This is a genomic window from Clostridium sp. AM43-3BH, assembly GCF_003479985.1.
Taxonomy (GTDB): Bacteria; Bacillota; Clostridia; order Lachnospirales; family Lachnospiraceae; genus Otoolea; species Otoolea fessa.
The window spans coordinates 254657-275351 of sequence record NZ_QUIH01000004.1; the positions used below are offsets into that span (position 1 = coordinate 254657).

The 20695-nt window shown below is 49.2% G+C and carries 23 protein-coding genes and 6 tRNA genes; 25 read left to right on the top strand and 4 right to left on the bottom strand.

The annotated features are described in order from the left end of the window. The first annotated feature begins 118 nt into the window (after positions 1-118). The 14 genes from DW931_RS08585 (at position 119) to DW931_RS08645 (ending at position 12067) form a co-directional block, all read left to right on the top strand. Positions 119-484: a CidA/LrgA family protein gene (locus DW931_RS08585; RefSeq protein WP_107000488.1), complete on the top strand. Its 366-nt coding sequence runs from the start codon at positions 119-121 to the stop codon at positions 482-484. Next, positions 481-1173 (top strand): LrgB family protein, encoded by a 693-nt coding sequence (locus DW931_RS08590; RefSeq protein ID WP_107000487.1) that lies wholly within the window; start codon positions 481-483, stop codon positions 1171-1173. Before DW931_RS08585 ends, DW931_RS08590 begins: the two co-directional genes overlap by 4 nt. Positions 1174-1294: 121 nt before the next feature. Continuing rightward, positions 1295-2059, top strand: coding sequence for a nitroreductase family protein (locus DW931_RS08595; protein ID WP_333489839.1), 765 nt, complete (start codon positions 1295-1297; stop codon positions 2057-2059). A 276-nt stretch (positions 2060-2335) separates the two neighbouring features. After that, complete coding sequence (pyrF, locus tag DW931_RS08600) at positions 2336-3253, top strand: orotidine-5'-phosphate decarboxylase (protein WP_022359361.1); 918 nt, start codon at positions 2336-2338, stop codon at positions 3251-3253. Positions 3254-3263: 10 nt separating this feature from the next. Then, entirely contained in the window at positions 3264-4028 is a 765-nt protein-coding gene (locus DW931_RS08605) for a dihydroorotate dehydrogenase electron transfer subunit (protein ID WP_107000486.1), read from the top strand. Continuing rightward, on the top strand, positions 4025-4930 hold the full coding sequence (locus tag DW931_RS08610) for a dihydroorotate dehydrogenase (RefSeq protein ID WP_022359363.1): 906 nt from the start codon (positions 4025-4027) through the stop codon (positions 4928-4930). The genes DW931_RS08605 and DW931_RS08610 overlap by 4 nt, the downstream gene beginning before the upstream one ends. 14 nt (positions 4931-4944) lie before the next feature. Then, positions 4945-5619 (top strand): orotate phosphoribosyltransferase, encoded by a 675-nt coding sequence (gene pyrE / locus DW931_RS08615; RefSeq protein ID WP_107000484.1) that lies wholly within the window; start codon positions 4945-4947, stop codon positions 5617-5619. A 74-nt stretch (positions 5620-5693) separates the two neighbouring features. Further along, entirely contained in the window at positions 5694-5843 is a 150-nt protein-coding gene (locus tag DW931_RS15930) for a hypothetical protein (RefSeq protein WP_022359365.1), read from the top strand. A gap of 94 nt (positions 5844-5937) precedes the next feature. Continuing rightward, the gene (locus DW931_RS08620; protein ID WP_022359366.1) at positions 5938-6417 is read left to right on the top strand and encodes a VanZ family protein; all 480 of its coding nucleotides are present in this window, start codon (positions 5938-5940) and stop codon (positions 6415-6417) included. After that, positions 6398-6724: a hypothetical protein gene (locus tag DW931_RS08625; protein ID WP_107000483.1), complete on the top strand. Its 327-nt coding sequence runs from the start codon at positions 6398-6400 to the stop codon at positions 6722-6724. The genes DW931_RS08620 and DW931_RS08625 overlap by 20 nt, the downstream gene beginning before the upstream one ends. A 127-nt stretch (positions 6725-6851) precedes the next feature. Beyond that, on the top strand, positions 6852-8924 hold the full coding sequence (locus tag DW931_RS08630) for an aminopeptidase (protein WP_118468131.1): 2073 nt from the start codon (positions 6852-6854) through the stop codon (positions 8922-8924). A gap of 69 nt (positions 8925-8993) precedes the next feature. Continuing rightward, positions 8994-10274 (top strand): D-alanyl-D-alanine carboxypeptidase family protein, encoded by a 1281-nt coding sequence (locus DW931_RS08635; protein ID WP_118468129.1) that lies wholly within the window; start codon positions 8994-8996, stop codon positions 10272-10274. A gap of 165 nt (positions 10275-10439) precedes the next feature. Next, positions 10440-11033 carry a hydrolase gene (locus tag DW931_RS08640; RefSeq protein WP_118468127.1) on the top strand — a complete coding sequence of 198 codons (594 nt, stop codon included), beginning with the start codon at positions 10440-10442 and terminating at the stop codon, positions 11031-11033. A 14-nt stretch (positions 11034-11047) separates the two neighbouring features. Beyond that, positions 11048-12067, top strand: a complete 1020-nt coding sequence (locus DW931_RS08645) for a glycosyltransferase family 2 protein (RefSeq protein ID WP_107000480.1) — start codon at positions 11048-11050, stop codon at positions 12065-12067. Between the two features lie 288 nt (positions 12068-12355). Here the strand turns inward: DW931_RS08645 and DW931_RS08650 are convergent, their stop codons facing one another. The 3 genes from DW931_RS08650 to DW931_RS08660 all read right to left on the bottom strand — a co-directional run bounded on the left by DW931_RS08650 (position 12356) and on the right by DW931_RS08660 (position 13422). Continuing rightward, entirely contained in the window at positions 12356-13021 is a 666-nt protein-coding gene (locus DW931_RS08650; protein WP_118468328.1) for a phosphatase PAP2 family protein, read from the bottom strand. Positions 13022-13257: 236 nt separating this feature from the next. Next, a tRNA-Met gene (locus tag DW931_RS08655) sits at positions 13258-13331 on the bottom strand. 18 nt (positions 13332-13349) lie between these two features. Next, positions 13350-13422, bottom strand: a tRNA-Val gene (locus tag DW931_RS08660). Between the two features lie 241 nt (positions 13423-13663). On the opposite strand from DW931_RS08660, the gene DW931_RS08665 reads away from it, so the two are divergent. From DW931_RS08665 to DW931_RS08705, 9 genes are all read left to right on the top strand, one after another. Beyond that, positions 13664-14611, top strand: coding sequence for a YegS/Rv2252/BmrU family lipid kinase (locus DW931_RS08665; protein WP_233430198.1), 948 nt, complete (start codon positions 13664-13666; stop codon positions 14609-14611). A gap of 97 nt (positions 14612-14708) precedes the next feature. After that, positions 14709-15284 (top strand): 2-C-methyl-D-erythritol 2,4-cyclodiphosphate synthase, encoded by a 576-nt coding sequence (gene ispF, locus DW931_RS08670; RefSeq protein WP_107000479.1) that lies wholly within the window; start codon positions 14709-14711, stop codon positions 15282-15284. Positions 15285-15302: 18 nt separating this feature from the next. Further along, positions 15303-16712 carry a cysteine--tRNA ligase gene (gene cysS, locus DW931_RS08675; RefSeq protein WP_107000478.1) on the top strand — a complete coding sequence of 470 codons (1410 nt, stop codon included), beginning with the start codon at positions 15303-15305 and terminating at the stop codon, positions 16710-16712. Next, complete coding sequence (locus DW931_RS08680) at positions 16697-17134, top strand: ribonuclease III domain-containing protein (RefSeq protein ID WP_107000477.1); 438 nt, start codon at positions 16697-16699, stop codon at positions 17132-17134. Before cysS ends, DW931_RS08680 begins: the two co-directional genes overlap by 16 nt. Positions 17135-17153: 19 nt before the next feature. Beyond that, entirely contained in the window at positions 17154-17918 is a 765-nt protein-coding gene (rlmB, locus tag DW931_RS08685; RefSeq protein WP_022358985.1) for a 23S rRNA (guanosine(2251)-2'-O)-methyltransferase RlmB, read from the top strand. A 234-nt stretch (positions 17919-18152) separates the two neighbouring features. After that, a tRNA-Thr gene (locus DW931_RS08690) sits at positions 18153-18225 on the top strand. Between the two features lie 103 nt (positions 18226-18328). Continuing rightward, positions 18329-18401, top strand: a tRNA-Ala gene (locus DW931_RS08695). 277 nt (positions 18402-18678) lie between these two features. Beyond that, positions 18679-18758 (top strand) — tRNA-Leu (locus DW931_RS08700). 11 nt (positions 18759-18769) lie between these two features. Beyond that, a tRNA-Leu gene (locus DW931_RS08705) sits at positions 18770-18853 on the top strand. 149 nt (positions 18854-19002) lie between these two features. Here the strand turns inward: DW931_RS08705 and DW931_RS08710 are convergent. Continuing rightward, on the bottom strand, positions 19003-19338 hold the full coding sequence (locus DW931_RS08710) for a cyclic-di-AMP receptor (protein ID WP_022358984.1): 336 nt from the start codon (positions 19336-19338) through the stop codon (positions 19003-19005). A gap of 188 nt (positions 19339-19526) precedes the next feature. Here DW931_RS08710 and DW931_RS08715 point away from each other — a divergent pair, with 188 nt between their 5' ends. Continuing rightward, the gene (locus DW931_RS08715) at positions 19527-20141 is read left to right on the top strand and encodes an HAD family phosphatase (RefSeq protein ID WP_118468125.1); all 615 of its coding nucleotides are present in this window, start codon (positions 19527-19529) and stop codon (positions 20139-20141) included. 304 nt (positions 20142-20445) lie between these two features. Next, a complete protein-coding gene (locus DW931_RS08720) occupies positions 20446-20691 on the top strand; it encodes an NAD(P)H-dependent oxidoreductase subunit E (RefSeq protein ID WP_107000475.1) in 246 nt (81 codons plus the stop codon). The last annotated feature ends 4 nt before the right edge of the window (positions 20692-20695 follow it).

Genomic DNA, 20695 nt, shown 5'->3' on the forward strand with positions numbered 1-20695 from the left:
GTATAAAAAAGACGCAAAAAATTCAAGGAAATTGACAGAATTTATGCTAATTTTCATATTGTCCTATAAATTTGGGAGTGATAGAATAGAGGCATTAAATACGAAAGGTGAAGACATCATGAAGTACTTGAAAGAAGTGACAATTATTTTTGGCATCACAATGCTGGGAGAGTTTTTGAACTATCTGCTTCCGTTTCCGGTTCCGTCCGGCGTATACGGATTGTTCATTCTTCTGCTTCTGCTTTGCACAGGTGCATTACATACAGAAGATGTGGCGGAAGTGGGAGATTTCTTCCTGGATACGATGCCGATTATGTTTATACCGGCAGGTGTAGGTCTGCTTGACAGCGTGCAGGAGGCGGAGTCCATCCTGGTGCCGCTGACAGTGATTACCGTGATTTCGACGGTATTTGTTATGGTTGCGACCGGGTGCGTGGCGCAGAGCATCATCCGCAGAAAGAATAAAGGAGGTGCGAAAGCATGAATGGACTGATTCATTCTTCTCTTTATTTTGGAATGCTGGTCAGTGTTGGCGCGTATATGTTGGGCGTCTGGCTGAAAAAGAAGACCGGCTGGGCGATTTTAAATCCGCTGCTGGTTGCAATTATAGTTGTGATTGCATTTTTATCTGTTTTTCATATAGAATATAAGGAGTATAACCGCGGTGCGGTGTATCTGGGCTATTTCTTGACACCGGCAACGGTCTGTCTGGCGATTCCGCTGTATAAGCAGCTGGAGCTTTTGCGCCAGCACCTGATTGCGGTTGCTTCTGCAATTGTGGCAGGGGTAGCGGGAAGTGTCGGCAGTATCTATGTGATGTGCCGTTTCTTTCAACTGGAGCATACGCACTATGTGACATTGCTTCCGAAGTCCATTACGACGGCGATTGGCATGGGCGTCAGCGAGGAAGCGGGAGGTATCGTGACGCTGACGGTTATCAGCATTATAATTACAGGAATTTTGGGAAATATTATAGCCGACTGGCTGTTTCAGATATTTAAAATTGAAGAGCCAATCGCGAAGGGTCTGGCACTTGGAACAGCAGCCCATGCGATTGGAACGGCAAAGGCGCTGGAATTAGGCGAGATCGAGGGTGCGATGAGCAGCTTGTCAATTGCGGTCGCCGGTCTTTTGACCGTAGTGGTAGTACCACTGATGTCGGGACTGATTTAAAGGTGGTGCTGAAACGGTCAGAATTTGTATAGAAATTGGAATGCACATAGAGAGGCAGAGAAAAAGATACTGCGGGTCATGCGCATGATAACGGCAGCAAAAAGATAGGAGGGGAGCAGGTATGATGAATTTGTATGAGGCGATAGGATGTCGCCATTCAGTTCGAAAATACACCGATCGGGAGGTCACGGAGAAGCTGCGTGGGCAGATATTGTCCTATTTTGATAAGACCTCCCGGTTAAATGACCGGATCCGGGTTGAGGCAGTGATATTCGACAATACAAAGAAAAAAGCCGATGTCCACGGACTCTGGAAGGTGGATGCTCCCTACTATCTGGCGATTTATTCGGACCAGGAGGAAGGCTGCGAGCGCAATGCCGGTTATCTGATGGAGCAGATGGTGCTCTATATGACGGCAAAAGGGCTTGGAACCTGCTATTTGGGCAGCGTGCAGCCGGCGCAGAAGGTGCGCGGCGGCAAACGCTGCCTGATGATGGTCGCATTCGGCTACCCGGAGGGCAAGCTCTACCGTGAAAGCCCGCTGGCAAAGCGCCTCCCGCTCAATGAACTCTGTATTTTCAAGGAAGAAGCCGGAGAGCAGATGAAGACGATTCTCCGTGCGGCGCGTCTCGCACCGTCCGCGATGAACACCCAGCCGTGGCGCTTCATCGTCTATTCCGACCGAATCTATGTGTTCGCCCTAAAAACCCGCTTTCCGGGCAAGAGCTTCCATGCGATGCGCGAATTCAGCATCGGCATCATGCTCTCCCACATTATGCTCGCCGCCGAAGAACTCTGGATGGAACTTCAGACGGAGACGGAGGAACATTTTGCGGCTAAAAGTTACAAAAATGGAGATTATGTGGCGACGTTGACGCTGCATTAGATGCATTGATTCATTGTATTAAATGTTGAAATAGTTTATATTTGAGCAAGAAAAACTAATTTTGCAATTTTAAAACCAATTATTCAAAGAAACGATACACTCAAGAAAGAAGCGCGCCAGCCGTCCGATGCCGTGACAGCTGGCGCGCTTCTTTCGGGGCAATCAAAAGGGCATAAGCAAAAACCCTTTTTTCCTTGCTCCGTGCCCTTGAAAGCGCCCTCCACTTATGATAAAATAAGTTGATTATTTATGAGAGATACTCTGGAGGAGAACGTGATGGTTAGTAAATTGATTGAGAAGATTCAGAAGACAAAGGCACCGATCTGTGTAGGACTGGATCCGATGCTTGGATATATTCCGGAGCACGTGAAGGAAAAAGCATTTGCGGAGTTCGGAGAGACCCTGGAAGGAGCGGCAGAGGCGATCTGGCAGTTTAACTGTGCGATCGTGGATGCGACGGCTGATCTGATTCCGGCGGTCAAACCGCAGATTGCGATGTATGAGCAGTTTGGCATCGAAGGCCTGAAAGCGTATGACCGGACTGTCAAATACTGCCAGCAGAAGGGCTTAATTGTCATCGGAGACATCAAGCGCGGCGACATCGGTTCCACATCGGCTGCCTACGCAACTGGTCATCTCGGCAGCGTGAAGGTTGGAAATACGACCTGTTCCGCGTTCAATACCGAGTATGTGACGGTCAATCCGTATCTGGGAACCGACGGCGTGAAACCATTTGTGGACGAGTGCAACGCATCCGACCGCGGTATCTTTGTACTGGTAAAGACTTCTAACCCATCCAGTGGCGAGTTCCAGGATCGTCTGGTGGACGGCCGCCCGCTTTATGAGCTGGTAGCGGAGAAGGTCGTTGAGTGGGGGGAGGCTTCCATGGATGGCGACTACAGTAATGTAGGCGCAGTTGTGGGCGCAACTTACCCGGAGATGAGCAAGATTCTGCGTAAGCTGATGCCGAAGACTTACTTTCTGGTTCCGGGTTATGGCGCACAGGGCGGTACGGCAGAAGACTTAAAATACTGCTTCAACGAGGATGGACTGGGCGCGATCGTCAATTCTTCCCGCGGTATCATCGCAGCATACAAGAAAGACGCATACGCCAAATTCGGTCCGGAGCATTTTGCGGACGCATCGAGACAGGCTGTCATTGATATGATTGCGGACATTGGACGCGTACTGTAAGGAGGAGCTCATGGCACAGAAGAAAGAGACAGCAGTTGTATATAGTCAGGAAGAACTGGCACCTGGCATTTTCAGTATGTGGATCGTGACGGACATAGCGGACGAGGCAAGACCGGGGCAGTTTATCTCGGTCTACAGCCAGGACGGTTCCAGACTTCTTCCGCGCCCGATCAGTATCTGCGAGGCAGATCCGGATGAAGGACGCCTGCGGATCGTATACCGGATTGCCGGTAAAGGAACGGATGAATTTTCCAAATATGTTTCCGGAGACCCGATCGACATCATGGGACCTCTGGGAAATGGTTTCCCGCAGGAGGGCGAAAATGTATTTCTGATCGGCGGCGGTATCGGTGTTCCGCCGATGCTTGAGATGGCGAAACAGTTAAACTGCGAAAAACAGATCATTTTAGGATACCGGGATGAAAATCTCTTCCTCCGGGATGAATTTGAGGCATATGGAGAAGTCTTTGTGGCAACCGAGGACGGAAGCGTCGGCACGAAGGGCAATGTCCTGGACGCGATCCGGGAGCAGAACCTGACGGCGGATGTGATCTACGCCTGCGGACCGACCCCGATGCTGCGCGCCATCAAGGAGTATGCGGCAGAAAAGGGAATCAAGTGCTATATTTCCCTGGAGGAGAAGATGGCATGTGGAATCGGCGCCTGTCTGGCATGTGTCTGCCAGTCGAAGGATGTAGACCACCACAGCAATGTACACAACAAGCGGATCTGCAAGGATGGTCCCGTATTTTTAGCCGAGGAGGTAGAATTATGAGACAGATGGCAGTCAATCTTGCGGGTGTAGAGCTTAAAAACCCGGTCATGACGGCATCCGGAACCTTTGGTTCAGGGGCAGAGTACGGCGAGATGGTCGATTTGAACAAGCTCGGCGCGGTTGTGACCAAGGGTGTGGCAAATGTGCCGTGGCCAGGCAATCCGACCCCGCGTATTGCGGAGGTGTACGGCGGCATGATCAACGCGATCGGCTTACAGAATCCGGGGTATGATTTATTTGCATCGAGGGATATCCCGTTTTTACGTCAGTATGATACGAAGATTATCGTCAATGTATGTGGAAAAACGACGGAAGATTACGTCGATGTAGTGGAAAAACTGGCGAGCCAACCGGTCGATATGCTGGAGATCAACATTTCCTGCCCGAACGTCAAGGAGGGCGGCATCGCATTTGGACAGGATCCGAAAGCAGTGGAGGCGATCACCCGCGAGGTAAAACGCCATGCGAAACAGCCGATTATCATGAAGCTCAGCCCGAATGTTACCGACATCACGGAGATGGCGAAGGCAGCCGAGGCAGGCGGTGCGGATGTGCTGTCCCTGATCAACACACTGACTGGCATGAAGATCGATATTAACCGGAGAACCTTTGCGGTAGCCAACCGTACCGGCGGTCTGTCCGGTCCGGCAGTGAAACCAGTGGCAGTCCGCATGGTTTACCAGGTGGCGCAGGCGGTCAAGCTTCCGATCATCGGCATGGGCGGTATCATGAATGCGGACGATGCGATCGAATTTATTCTGGCAGGCGCAAGCGCGGTGGCAGTCGGTACGGCGAATTTCCATAATCCGTATGCGACGGAGGAGATCGTGAAGGGCATCGACGCCTACATGGAAAAATATGGCATTGAAGATATACATGAACTGATTGGTGCGGTTCGGTAAGATAGGAGAGTATGATGGAACAGTATAAGCAGGAATTTATCAATTTCATGGTAGAGAGCGAAGTGCTCAAGTTTGGCGAATTTACCTTAAAGAGCGGACGTAAATCTCCGTTCTTCATGAACGCGGGTGCATATGTAACCGGTACGCAGCTGCGCCGTCTGGGCGAGTATTACGCAAAGGCGATTCATGACAACTATGGTCTGGATTTCGATGTCCTGTTTGGACCGGCTTACAAGGGAATCCCGCTGGCAGTTGCCACCTCGATGGCGATCAGTGAGCTGTACGGCAAAGAAGTACGTTACTGCTCCAACCGGAAAGAGGTCAAGGATCACGGCGATACCGGCATCCTTCTGGGAAGCAAGTTAAAGGACGGCGACCGCGTCGTTATCATCGAGGATGTAACCACTTCCGGTAAATCCATCGAGGAGACCTTCCCGATCCTCAAATCCCAGGCAGATGTGGAGATCAAAGGCCTGATGGTATCTTTAAACCGTATGGAGCGCGGCAAGGGAGAAAAGTGTGCGCTGGATGAGATCAAGGAACTGTACGGCTTCCCAACCGCAGCGATCGTATCGATGTCAGATGTCGTAGAGTGCCTGTACAACAAGGAGTGCCAGGGCAAGGTCGTGATCGATGATACACTGAAAGCAGCGATCGACGCATACTATGAGCAGTACGGTGCAAAATAGAGATTTGGTTCACGGAGCGGCATGCTTGAAATGGGAAATGCCATGCGACGGAGTGTAAGAAGGAGCGGATCGATATGGAAAAGATCTACAAAACGATGCAGGGAACCGGTGTGATTAATATCGTGATTGGAAGCGTGATCATCACGGTAGGGTTGGCAGCCGGTGTGATGGCGATCGTCAGCGGTGCGTTTTTACTGAAACGCAAATCAGATATTACATTCTAAAAATTGGATTTGAAACAGGGCAGATATGCCCAGTCGAAAGAGAAAAACCGTATGACCGGGGACGGTGTACGGTTTTTCTCATTTCTGGCAGTTTATGTGGGGAATTATGTGGAAACGGACAAAAACGCATCAGAAGGTGTGCTGGATATTCTTTGTCGCATACCTGGTGCTTCTTATATATTTTATGTTTTTTTCGGACGGATTCGGGCGCGCGCCGCATGTGGAGTATGCCTATAATCTCGTTTTATTTAAGGAAATCAAACGGTTTTATATTTATCGTGATATAGTGGGGACGGAAGCGTTCCTGTTAAATACGGCTGGCAACGTGGTGTGCTTCATGCCGTTTGGATTTTTCCTGCCGATCATCAGTCCGAGATTTGGAAAATGGTACCTGATGTTGATTCTGAGCTTCCTTCTGACTTTGAGCATCGAGACGATTCAGCTCGTATTCAAGGTGGGAAGTTTTGATGTGGATGATATGTTTTTAAATACGTTAGGTGGAATTGCTGGCTACCTCTGCCAGTGGATTACACGTGCAATTGGGAGGTGTCTGCATGGGACGTCAAACAGATAACCGGATTTCTTATATCCGCAAGCCGATGGCAGAACACGGCTATCTCTGCCTGGGACTGGCGGGAGTCGGTCTGCTGCTGTGCGTGGCAGGGATGGCATTCAGTGTCCGCAGCCAGGGCAATACGCCGGTCGGCGCGCTGTCGATGTGCTTTTCGAGCATATTATTTTCCGTGGCGTCGCTGATGTACGGATGGAAATCTTTTAAAGAAGAAGAAAAAAATTATATATTCGCGAAAATTGGTACGATTTTGTCGGGGCTTCTGGTCATCTGGTGGATTGTGACGATTTTGATTGGCATCCGGGGCTAAGAATGAATGGTTTTTATGCGTGGCTTGCCTGGAATGCCGGACCAATGGAACGCCGGTAAGAGCCTTTGCGGCGGGCGTGGTTTGAAAGTGAAATTTGGCGATGGCAGAAGGAGGGAAATATCTGAACATGAAATATTGGGAACTTTTGAAAGAAGAAAATGAGGCGGTTGCGGAGCGCCATGAGCTCGCGATGGAGCGCATCGGCCATATGAAAGAAGAAGCGACGGTTGGCGAGCCATACCGGGCATTTTTTGAGCGCACCGTCCAGTTTATCGAGCTGATAGAAGAAACCTTCCAGAAACAGATGGATGGGACGCTGGCGGCGATGAGCCAGAAAGAGGCAACAGAATTTAACCGGACGCTTTATGCGGATATACTTCCAGGGGCGTATGGGAAGAGCTTTGCGAACCCGGACTATGCGGCAAAAGAGCTGGGAGAGAACTATGGTCCGTGGCTGTCATTTCTCTATACGGAGATCCGCAGCGCGATCGTTTACGCCTATGAGAGCCGTCTGGTGGATGTGACGGTGTTGGAGGAACTGTTTATTGAGGTTTACAACCTGTTTGAGGGCGGTACTCCGGAGGTGACGGAGCTTCGCGAGCCGCTCTACTATTTTGTCAGTGATTATTGCGACAGGATGCTTCCGTGGCGGGTGCGTGAGACGCTGGATCCGTCGCTGGATTTTGGAAAATCGATCATCATGGACAGTGATTTAAATGATCTGCGTTATCTGTACCGGTTTGGCGAATATATCTCGGAGACAGAGCTTGCGACGGCACGTTTTATGAATGAGCTGCCGGAGGAGACGGTACGCCGGATGGCAGATACCTACACAGAAGGCTACCGCAAGGGATTTGCGGCGACCGGACGCAGCTATGAGGGCAAGAAAACGGTGCAGATCCGTTACCACATCGGATTTGAGCGCATGATCCGGATGGCAGTGGAAAATTTCCGCGAACTCGGTCTGGAGCCGATCATTGCCCGCGCCTCCATCGGCACGGTGAACCGGATGGCGGCGCGCACGAACGGTTACTATGGCACACCGGCGAACCGCCAGTACGAGTATGATCACCGCTACGACAATGCGGTTTACCTGGACAAGGCCTTTCGTGAGCGGAAACTGTCTATTTTGAAGGTGGCATATGAGACATACAAGGATCTGGCGTCGGTATATGCCGGTCCGGCAGTTGTGGAAACCTTCGGCGAGGCCGGATTTGAGCCGGTCAATGCAGCAGCAGCCTTTTCTTTAAGTGAAAAACAGGAGAAACTGCTGTTATCCTACAGCAATGAGGCGATGCAGATTGTGGACGCGTATATTCCGGGAACGGAGACGAGCTTCACAATCATTGCATTCCCGCTTCCGGAGATCGGAGCGGAGTTTGAGGCGATTTTTAAGGAGACGATCCGCATCAATACGCTGGACTATGAGCTGTACCGCGACATCCAGCAGATCATGATCAACGAACTGGATCAGGCATCGCAAGTCCACATCAGCGGACGCGGCGGCAACCGTACCGATCTGACCGTACAGCTTCACACGCTTGCTGGGCCGACGAAACAGTCGAATTTCGAAAACTGTGTGGCGGATGTAAATATTCCGGTTGGAGAAGTCTTTACCTCCCCGCAGCTTGCTGGGACAAACGGGCTTCTGCATGTCGGCAGCGTCTATATTGGGGAATTTCAGTTCAAAGATCTGGAAATCCGGTTTGAAAATGGTATCGCTGTCTCCTATACCTGCAAAAACTTTGAGACGGAAGAGGAAAATAAGGCGTTAGTGAAACAGATGATCCTCAAAAACCATGAGACGCTGCCGATGGGCGAGTTTGCGATTGGTACCAACACAACTGCGTATGAGGTAGCGCTGCGCTACGGCATTCTCGACAAATTCCCGATTCTGATTGCCGAGAAGATGGGACCGCACTTTGCGGTAGGCGATACCTGCTACAGCTGGATGGAGGACTGCCCGGTCTTCAACCCGGATGGACGCGAGATGGTGGCGCGTGAGAATGAGATTTCAGCAAAACGCAAAGAAAACCCGCAGGAGGCATATTTTGGCTGCCATACAGACATTACAATCCCGTACTCCGAGCTGGATACGATCGAGGCGATTCATCCAGATGGAACGAGTGTAAAGATCATCGCGGGCGGACGGTTTGCGCTGCCGGGGACGGAGAAGCTGAATGAGCCGCTGGAAAAATAAAAAGAAAAAGTCATAGAAAACAGGTTTATTCTCATATAATCTCCTGAAAAGGGATTCCGGAGCAGCCGGATGGGAGATAGAATCAGAAAATGGATAGCCGTTCTGCTGGCAGGAAGTATACTGGCGATGATTCAGTTGGTTCCGGCCGGCGGGGCGGTTTTTGTTCGTGAAAACATAGAAAATAAAGAGATTCTGGGAGAGAAAGAGACTTCTCTACAACAGACCCTTCACGCCCGCGCCTGGGTTCTCATGGATGCGGACAGTGGGCGTATTCTGGCGGGGAAAGATGCGGATACCGCTTATCCGATGGCAAGCACGACGAAGATTCTGACCTGCATTCTCGCGCTGGAACAGGGAAATCCCGATGACTGGGTCGAGGTATCAGAGAAAGCGGCCTCCATGCCGGATGTCCAGCTCAATATGCGGGCGGGGGAGCGGTACCGCCTATCGGATCTACTCTATTCCCTGATGCTGGAATCCCACAACGACAGCGCTGTGGCGGTGGCGGAGCACATCGGGGGAAGTGTGGAAGGATTTGCGGAGAAAATGAACCGGAAAGCGCGGGAGATAGGATGTAAGAATGTTTGTTTCGTGACACCGAACGGTCTGGACGTTGCGGATGAGGATGGAAACGAACACAGCGCTTCTGCGGCGGATATGGCGCGGATCATGCGCTACTGCGCGTTCCAGTCGCCGTGCCGCGAAACATTTCTGGAAATTACCCGTACGGCATCACGGACGATTCAGGATGAGTCGGGAAACCGTTCATTTTACCTGGCAAACCACAACGCGCTTTTAAGCCAGTGCGCGGAGGTGCTGTCGGGCAAGACAGGATTTACCGGGAAAGCCGGGTACTGTTATGTGGCGGCGTTAAAAAAAGAGGGAAAAGCATTTACGGTGGCGCTTCTCGGCTGCGGGTGGCCGCCGCACAAGACGTACAAATGGGCGGATATGCGGAAACTCGATCAGTATGCATTTGATACATATAACTGGTATGATATATTTGACCGGGAGAAAACATTTCCGGAGGTGGAGGTGAGGCGGGGCATGAAAGGAACGACGGCGCTCACACTGAATCTGCCATCGGAAAAACAGATGTTTCTGATGCTTCTGCGCGCGGACGAGAAGCCAGACATCCGTTATGAGTACCCGACCGAGCTGGAAGCACCGGTTCATGAAGGACAGGAGGTCGGGCAGGCATCCTATTATATTAATGACGAGCAGGTGGCTGCTTATCCGATCTATGCGGCAGAAACAGTGGAGAAGATTGATTATGAGTGGTGTTTAAGACGATGCGTAACTTATTTTGAAAGAGAATTTCAGTCAATGTGGCAGACATGGGGAGTTTGAGTTGTTATTACTGGGCACGTATGCGTGAACAGCAACGACTTGTTCACAATACTTTTACAAAAATCTGCTTTATTTTGCTGGTTAATTTTGTTATAACTATAGATAGTGTGAATTACTGAGAATCAAGGATCCGGACACGGAAACGTGGAAAGAGAGGCACGGAGGATGAAACAGACATCACTGAGCAGAGAACAGGGGCTTGCGCTCCTTCGCAAGTATAATAAAGAACCATTTCATATTTTACATGGACTGACCGTGGAGGGCGTCATGGAGTGGTATGCTGAGCAGCTGGGATACGGGGACGAAAAAGCATTCTGGGGCATGGCAGGACTGCTGCATGACATTGATTTTGAACTTTATCCGGAAGAACACTGCGAGCGGGCACCGGAGCTTCTGCGCGACGGAGGCGCAGAGGAAGATTTAGTCCATGCGGTTGTCAGCCACGGCTATGGCATACGGGTGGATGTGGCTCCGGAACATGAGATGGAAAAGGTGTTGTTTGCAGCCGATGAGCTGACAGGGCTTATCTGGGCGGCGGCGAAGATGCGCCCGTCCAAGAGCACCAAGGACATGGAGCTTTCAAGTCTTAAGAAGAAATTTAAGGACAAGAAATTTGCGGCTGGATGTTCCAGAGATGTGATCCGCCGCGGGGCAGAGCAGCTTGGCTGGGAATTAGACAAATTGATGGAACAGACGATTCTCGCCATGCGTTCCTGTGAGGATCGGGTCAACAAAGAGATGGAGGAACTGGAGTTTTGAGAGAAAATAAACCAATGAAACTGTTGTCGGTAGCGATTCCGTGTTACAATTCGGCGGCATATATGCGTAACTGCATCGAATCCCTGCTGCCGGGCGGCGATGAGGTGGAGATCCTGATCGTGGATGACGGTTCCACAAAAGATAATACGGCGGAGATTGCCGATGAGTATGAGAGAAACTATCCGGGAATTTGCCGGGCGATTCATCAGGAAAACGGTGGTCACGGTGAGGCCGTCAATGCGGGACTGCGCAATGCGACGGGCGTCTATTATAAGGTCGTGGACAGCGATGACTGGGTCAACGAAGAGGCATATATGGAGGTTCTGGATACGCTGCGCAAATTTGTCCATGACAATGTGACGCTGGATATGCTGATTACCAACTTCGTTTATGAGAAACAGGGCGCAAAACACAAAAAGGTCATGAACTACAACATGGCGCTCCCAAAACGCCAGCTCATCGACTGGAACGGTGCAAGAGGCTTCCGCCTGGGACAGTATATCCTGATGCATTCGGTCATTTACCGTGTGGAAATGCTTCGGAACTGCGGCTTGGAACTGCCAAAGCATACGTTCTACGTGGATAATATTTTTGTATATCAGCCGCTTCCACACGTAAAATCCATGTACTACCTGGATGTGAATTTTTACCGCTATTTCATCGGACGCGACGATCAGTCAGTCAATGAAAAAGTCATGATCAGCCGTATTGATCAGCAGATACTCGTCACGAAGCTGATGCTGGGATATTACGATGTGACCAAGATCAAGAATCCAAAGCTGCGCCACTACATGGTCCGCTATCTGGAGATCATGATGACAGTTACTTCAATTCTGGCGATCCGCTCGGAGACAGAGGAGAATCTGAAGAAGAAAAAAGAACTGTGGCAGTATCTGAAACAGCAGAATTTCACGCTGTATATGCGCCTGCGCTGGGGCTTCCTCGGACAGGGCGTAAACCTGCCGGGAAAAGGCGGACGGAAGGTGTCGATCGCCTGCTATAAGATTTCGCAGAAGTTTTATGGGTTTAACTAGAAATTCATTATAAAAATTGAAATAATATGGATTAGAAAACGAAATCAAATCTATCATAAAAGTGAAATTAAAAGATCCGATCGTCTGGAAAGTCGAGTGTTTCCAGATGGTCGGATTTTCTGATTCTATGTCAATCATTAGATATGATTCGATAAGGGATTACCACGTGATGAATGTTAGAAACCTAGTTTTCGTAACGGCTGCGGCAGGGGGGATTTATCGCAGATAAAAAGCTGGCACCTGTCATACTTTGGCGCCAGCTTATGTTTACTTGTCTTGAGAAATCCTTTAGCGAATATATTCCGGTTCGTTCTCTGTCTCTTCCTGCGTGCTTCCCGCATATACTAACGGATAGATAGCTGCGCTTAAAAGAATCGCGCCTGCGACGTCCAGAACCGAGTGCTGCTTCAGCGAGACAGTTGCTATGCAGATAGCGACCATCAGGATACCGGAAAGAATCCGAATTACTTTGTGCTTTTTCAGAGATTCACTCTTCATGACCGCGATGTGGGTTCCGATGGAATTGTACACGTGGATGCTTGGAAATACATTCGTGTTCGTGTCAGCCTGGTGGAGCATATAGACAAGACGGGAACAGAGGTTCTTGTCCGGGTCTACGGCGGTCCGCAGGTCAGTTCCATTCGGGAACAGGGTGCAGATTAAGAGTGACAGCGTCATGCCGGTAAATAAAAATGCACATAACCGGTAATATTCTTCTTTGTTCTTGAAGAACAGGTATGCAATCGCAGCGGTCACATAGGCGAACCACAGTAAATATGGGATGACGAAGTATTCATTAAACGGAATCATATCATCCAGCGATGAGTGCATGATATGGTAATTGGAGGTCACGGTTTTTTCCAGATGCATAAACCACGGAAGATAGATAAATCCGTATCCCAGAATCCATATATGCCCGTATTTCTTCAGGAGTTCCTTCAGAAAATGTTTCATATCAATCAACCTCGATTTTCTTTTTATCATAAATAAATTAACATTATTTTAACATCTCTCCAAGTTCGTCTGATTATAGCACACTCACCCGCCAACTTCAAGGCTAAATAGGGATTGTTATAAATATTAAGAAAAAGGTTATGGAATGTGAAATTTGTTAAACAAAAATTTTATGGATGGACAGGGACTTTAAGTAAAATAAAAACAGCTTGCTCAACTGCAAGCTGCTTCATCAATAGCGAGAGGGGGATTCGAACCCTCGACACCGCGGGTATGAACCGCGTGCTCTAGCCAACTGAGCTATCTCGCCATATTAAATTTTAAAAAGTGGGACCTACAGGGCTCGAACCTGTGACCCTCTGCTTGTAAGGCAGATGCTCTCCCAGCTGAGCTAAGATCCCGCTGACACTCGCACAAATCACGACTGCTTTGCAAGTATAATATAAATTTTCAAGATTGTCAACACTTTTGAGAAAATAATTTATAGAAATTTTCTTATCATTTAAAAGGAAGTATGGTATACTTATCTCATGCAAAATTGTAATGGCGCTGTATCCTGTGACAGGTATTCTGGCAGGGTAAAAGATAAAATATAACGGCCCAGCAGGGGAGTTTCTGTATTTTCGGAAAGCAGGGGACGTTATGGCAAAATATGAGGATGGAGTAATGTATTATTTCATTATTAATCCCGCTTCACAGAGTGACCGCGGCTATAAGATATGGAAGAAAATAGAGCAGCGGCTTGTGCGGGACGGGGTTGAGTATCAGGCATATTTGACAGAATATGCGGGGCAGGCGACAGAGTATGCAAGGAAGCTGACGTCCCACTGCAAGGAGGCACGGGTGATTGTGGTCGTGGGCGGTGACGGGACGATGAATGAGGTCGTGGACGGAATCGTTTCCTGCGACATGGTGACGCTGGGCTATATTCCGGTGGGGACAGGCAGTGATCTGGCGCGCGGGCTCCGGCTTTCGAGAAGACCGATGCGTGGACTGCGCCGGATTTTTAAGGCGCGGCGGATCCGGCAGATCGATTATGGTGTGATTGCATATGGCGATGATGTGCTCCGACATCGGCGTTTTATCGTCAGCGCGGGGATCGGGCTGGATGCGGAGGTATGCCAGCATATGCAGCGTTCGGCGATCAAAAATATCTGCAACCGGATTCATCTGCGGCGATTGTCGTACCGGATACTGGGATTTATACAGTATTTGAAGGCGAAACCGATCCGGGGATATATTTTGCTCGATGGAACGCGCCGGGTGGAATTTAATTATATTTATTTTATCAGTGCACAGATTCAACCCTGCGAGGGTGGCGGATTCTGGTTTGCGCCGAAGGCGGACAGCAGCGACGGCAACCTGGAGGTCTGCATTGTCAGCCATGCCTCGAAGCGGCAGGTGCTTGGAACTCTGCTCCGGGCGTTGTTCCGGCGCTCCCACAACCGGGGGCTTCGGTGCTTCAGCTGCCGGGAGGTCCAGATCTACACGGAACGCCCGATGGCAGTTCACGTGGACGGCGAGAGCTGTCAGTACCAGAGCAATCTGGAAGTCCGCTGTATTGAGCGAAAATTAAAAATTGTTGGATAAGTGTATATTTTTCAAAAGTATAAAATAATTTATCAAATAAAGTAACTGCGGGCAGTCCGGACAGTTACAAAATGACCAAGAAAGGAACTGGAATACGATGAGAATAGGACAGGGATATGATGTGCATAAACTTGTTCCGGATCGGGAACTGATTTTAGGCGGCGTGACGATCCCGTATGAGAAGGGGCTGTTAGGACATTCGGATGCGGATGTGCTGGTGCATGCGGTGATGGATGCGCTCTTAGGGGCGGCGGCACTGGGCGACATCGGACAGCATTTTCCGGACACGGATCCGGAATATGAGGGTGCGTCGAGCATCGAGCTTCTGAAAAAGGTAGGGAAACTTCTGCAGGAACGCGGCTATGTGATTGAAAATATCGATGCCACGATCATTGCGCAGCGCCCGAAGCTGGCTGCATACCGCCCACAGATGGCAGAAAATATTGCAGATGCGCTGGGGCTTCCGGTCAGCCGCGTGAGTGTCAAGGCGACGACCGAGGAAGGGCTTGGTTTTACAGGCAGCGGCGAGGGCATTTCCTCACAGGCGATTACCCTGTTGACGGAAGTGGAGAATTACTGTTATGATAGTGAAATGATGACGCAGGCAGCGGCTTGCGGTGGATGCGGCGGCTGTGGCGGCTGTCAGGCAGCACCGGAAGCAGATTTAAAATAGAAGAGGAGTAATGAGGTTATGAAAATTTTCAACACATTGTCCCGCAGAAAAGAGGAGTTTGTGCCGATCGAACCGGGCAAGGTTAAGATGTATGTGTGCGGACCGACCGTTTACAATTTTATTCATATTGGAAATGCAAGACCGATGATCGTATTTGATACGGTCCGCCGGTATTTTGAGTACAAAGGATACGAAGTAAACTATGTATCTAACTTTACTGATGTGGATGACAAGATCATCAGGAAAGCCATTGAGGAGGGCGTGGATGCGGAGACGATCTCCAAGCGCTATATCGCAGAGTGCAAAAAAGATATGGAGATGATGAACGTCAAACCGGCGACGAAGAATCCGCAGGCGACTCAGGAGATCGGCGGTATGATCGAGATGATCAATACGCTGATCGAAAAAGGACATGCGTATGTGGCAGCTGACGGCACGGTTTATTTCCGCACCAAATCCTTTAAAGAGTACGGAAAACTGTCCCATAAAAATCTGGACGATCTGCAGTCCGGCTTCCGTGAGATCAAGGTAACCGGCGAGGAAGGCAAGGAAGATCCGACCGATTTCGTTCTCTGGAAACCGAAAAAAGAAGGAGAGCCGTTCTGGGAGTCTCCGTGGTGCCAGGGCCGTCCAGGCTGGCATATCGAGTGCTCCGAGATGTCCAAGAAATACCTTGGCGAGTCCATCGATATCCATGCAGGCGGAGAGGATCTGATCTTCCCGCACCATGAAAATGAGATCGCGCAGAGCGAGTGCGCGAATGGCAAGACCTTTGCCAACTACTGGATGCACAACGCATTCTTAAATATTGATAACCGCAAGATGTCCAAATCTCTTGGAAACTTCTTTACTGTGCGTGAGATCAGTGAGAAATACGATTTGCAGGTTCTGCGTCTCTTCATGCTGAGCGCCCAGTACCGCAGCCCGCTCAATTTCAGCGCGGATTTGATGGAAGCTTCGAAAAACAGCTTAGAGCGCATCCGCACTGCGGCAGAGCATCAGGCAGACTGCCTGAAAGCAGCGAAAGAGGGCGAGATGACGGCAGAGGAGAAGCAGAATCAGGCAGCAGTCGAGGAGTTGGTTCAGAAGTTCGAGACGGCGATGGACGATGATTTCAACACCGCAGATGCGATTTCAGCTATTTTTGAGATTGTACGCCTGAGCAACTCCACGATTTCGGAAGCATCGACGAAGGCATACGTTTCCTATGTTAAAGAGACGATGGATAAACTCTGCGATGTGCTCGGTATTATCACGGAGAAGAAGGAAGAGATTCTGGACAGCGAAGTAGAAGACTTGATCGCAAAACGCCAGCAGGCGAGAAAAGACAAGAATTTCGCACTGGCGGATGAGATCCGTGGACAGCTTCTCGATATGGGAATTATTCTGGAAGATACGAGAGAGGGCGTCAAATGGAAACGGGCTTAAATGCGTTTAAGGAAGCGCTGCATTTAAAACATGTTGAGGCGGGGGAGTATTCCCCGCTGGCGCTGGCGTATATCGGCGATGCGGTCTATGAGCTGGCGATCCGCACCCTTGTCATGAACCGCGGCAATATGCAGGTCAACAAGATGCACAAGAAGACGGCGAACCTGGTCAAGGCGGACGCACAGGCACATTTTTATCTGCTTCTGGAGGAAGAGCTGACGGATGCGGAGAAGGCGGCATACCGACGCGGACGCAATGCGAAATCTTTTACGATGCCGAAGCACGCGACGATGAAGGATTACCGGATGGCGACCGGATTTGAGGCGCTGATGGGCTATCTCTATCTGACCGAGCAGTTTGACAGGATGGCAGAACTTCTGGGAAAAGGGCTGGAACAGATGGGAGAATTAATATCGTTATAAATCATGATGAGGAAGATAGATGGAACAGGAAAATAAGCAGGAAAATAGATTTGAAGAGACGATGATCGAAGGCAGAAATGCCGTTTTAGAGGCATTCCGTTCGGGCAAGACGGTGGATAAGCTGTTTGTGCTGGATGGCTGCCAAGATGGACCGGTCAAGACGATCACGAGAGAGGCAAAAAAGCAGAATACGATCATCCACTATGTGGCGAAGGAGAGACTCGACCAGCTTTCTGAGACCGGCAAGCATCAGGGCGTGATTGCACAGGCAGCGGCATACCGCTATGCAGAGGTGGAAGATATGCTAAAGCTGGCAGAAGAGAAAGGCGAGCCGCCGTTTCTCTTTATTCTGGATGGCATTGAGGATCCGCATAATCTGGGTGCGATCATCCGTACTGCCAATCTGGCAGGCGCACATGGCGTGATCATCCCGAAACGCCGCGCAGTGGGACTGACATCGACGGTTGCTAAGACCTCGGCGGGAGCGCTGAATTATACGCCGGTGGCGAAGGTAACCAATATTTCAGCCACGATCGAGGAGCTGAAAGAGAGAGGACTCTGGTTTGTTTGCGCCGATATGGGCGGAGAGAGCATGTACCGCCTCGACTTAAAAGGACCGATCGGTCTGGTGATTGGCAATGAGGGCGAAGGTGTCAGCCGTCTGGTGCGGGAAAAATGTGATTTCATCGCATCGATCCCGATGAAGGGAGATATCGACTCCCTGAACGCATCGGTGGCAGCTGGTGTGCTGGCATATGAGATTGTGCGTCAGAGAATGATGTAGGGTAAGTGAAAGGTATCGGGCAACCGATTCCGCTACTCCCCTCCCCGTTGGAATCATATAAAAATATGAAAAGATAGGAAATGAGAATCGGATGTCTGCGAATGAAAACGGAGGCATCCGATGAAAAAAACGGGAAATTTAAAAAAATAAAAAAAATTCAAAAAAACCGTTGACAAAACGATTGTATCATGATAAACTAATCGAGGCTTAGAGATGAGCTGAAAACAAAAAGATGCTGCTGTAGCACAGTCGGTAGTGCGTCGCATTGGTAGTGCGGAGGTCACGGGTCCGATTCCCGTCAGCAGCTCTGCTAGAAAAGAACGGAAGCCTTTGATTTACAAGGGTTTCCGTTTTTTTTATTCTCTACTTGCAATTCATTCCAGTTGTGCTATAATGATAACAGTTTGGACGGGGACATAGCTCAGCTGGGAGAGCGTTGCGTTCGCAACGCAAAGGTCGCGGGTTCGAATCCCGTTGTCTCCATGATAGAGAAAGCCTTGAAAACACTGGTTTTTCCTTTGTTTTCAAGGCTTTTTTGTGTTTTTAAGATTTCAAGCGGAACAAAATATTCCGTTATAGGTACAAACTTTTCGGTACAAGGATCACACGAAAGATCACACGGACTTTCAGTATCGATGAATTTGCCGCACATTTTTTAAAAAAGAACTTTCGAAAAAATTCAAAAAAATAAAAAAAACTCTTCCATTTTGAACTACCCTATGTTATAATAAACTCACTTGTGAGTCAGAAAGACAAGCAAGCGGGCATGGCGGAATTGGCAGACGCGCCAGATTTAGGTTCTGGTACGAGAGTGTGCAGGTTCAAGTCCTGTTGCCCGCACTAGAAATTACGCAGAAGTGGCGGAATTGGCAGACGCGCACGGTTCAGGTCCGTGTGATGGCAACATCATGAGGGTTCAAGTCCCTTCTTCTGCATGATTAGCTGCAGAACCTGAGTGCAGCGTGGAACTCCCAGAGATGATTTCTCCGGGAGTTTTTCTTTTTCTATACAAGGAATCAAAAAGGGGCAGACGCGCAAGCGAAAGCCCCTTTTGTAATTCGAATTTGTAATATAAATCAAAAAATTAGAATTTCTGAAATTCTTCTACATTTATTACAAATACGGTTGCTCCGCCGACTTTCATGTTCATCGGAACGGTCATATTAACGGTCGGGCAGCAGTTTCCGGCCATGGTCGGCGGCGTGTATACAAGCTGCTCGCGGGCACCGGACATTTTTTTGATGATGGAGATGGCGTCCTCGACGCGTTCATCTTCGACACCGAGCATCAGGGTTGTACTTTTCTTTTTCAGAAAGCCGCCCATCGTGGAAAGCTTGGTGACAAAGAAGGAGTGCTGGTTTAATTCATATACTAAATCATCGGCGTCCTCACTGCCAATGATTGCGATAATCATTTTCATAAGCGGTACCTCCTGAAAAATTTTCTATTATTGTACCATTAATTTATGAAAATGGAAATAAAAAAATGAGAAATTTATGTTAAAATATAAATGATTATGATTGCTTGCAGGTGAGAATTTTTTGGACTGAAAATTCCATCTGCCGCAGGAATGGCGGCAGATTTGCGGGATGAGAGAAAGGCAGAAGTATGATTCGAAATATAGTATTTGATATGGGAATGGTTTTACTGGAGTATGATCCGGTCAAGGTGTGCTGGGAGTACACAGATAATCCGGAGGATGTGGAGTGGATGCGCCGCGAATTGTTTGATTCGAAGGAGTGGTCGCTTTTAGACGAGGGAACGCTGACGGATGCACAGGCGCTGGAGCGGGTGCAGAAACGCCTGCCAAATGAACATTTGCGCTGGCTGGCGAAGGAAAGTCTGGAACACTGGCATGAGTACAACATCTGGGCAAAGCCGGGGATGGGAGAGCTGGTGAAGGAACTGAAAGAAAAGGGCTGCGGCATCTACCTCTGCTCGAATTGTTCCGTGCGCCTGCGTGTGTTCGAGTATGAGATTCCGGGCATTGAATATTTTGATGGCACGCTTGTCTCAGCGGAGGAGAAGCTGGCGAAGCCGAATCCGGCGATCTATGAGAGATTGTTTGAAAAATTTCATCTCAAAGCGGAAGAATGCTTTTTCATCGATGACCGTCAGGATAACATCGATAGCGCGAAGGGCTGCGGCATGGATGGTTACTGTTTTGCGGACGGGAATGTGGAGAGGCTGCGGGCGTACATGGAGGAGATGGAAATATTATAGAAAAGCAGTGCAAGGTGGCCGATAAAAAGATTATTTTCCTAAAAAACATCGGGAGAGTCATAAGCTGATGAAAAGAAAGTGAAAAGGTTTTGGAATCAGGCACTTATGGTCTAAAAAAAATACAAAATCAGCAAGAAATTTGATTGATAATAATATCACAATATGAGATAATGAAGAAGAATGGGGAAAGATGCATTTTTAGTAAATTCCCCTGGAAGATGCATGTGAACAGGCAGTTTTTTGACCGGGAATCTCCGGTGAAAGGCTGCGTCTGTTTTATAACGGATAGTGAGGAGGTCATTATATGAGAGTATCGATTTGTATCGGAAGTGCCTGTCATCTGAAAGGATCCCGTGAGGTAATCCAGAAGCTGCAGAAGCTGGTTTCAGAGAATCATCTGGACAGTGAGGTAGATTTAAATGGAGATTTCTGCAGCGGCAACTGCCGTAAAGGTGTCTGTGTGACGATAGACGGAGAACTGTATTCCGTAAAACCGGAGACAACCGAAGAATTTTTCCAGAAGGAGATTCTGGGACGCCTGAACGCGTAATCGT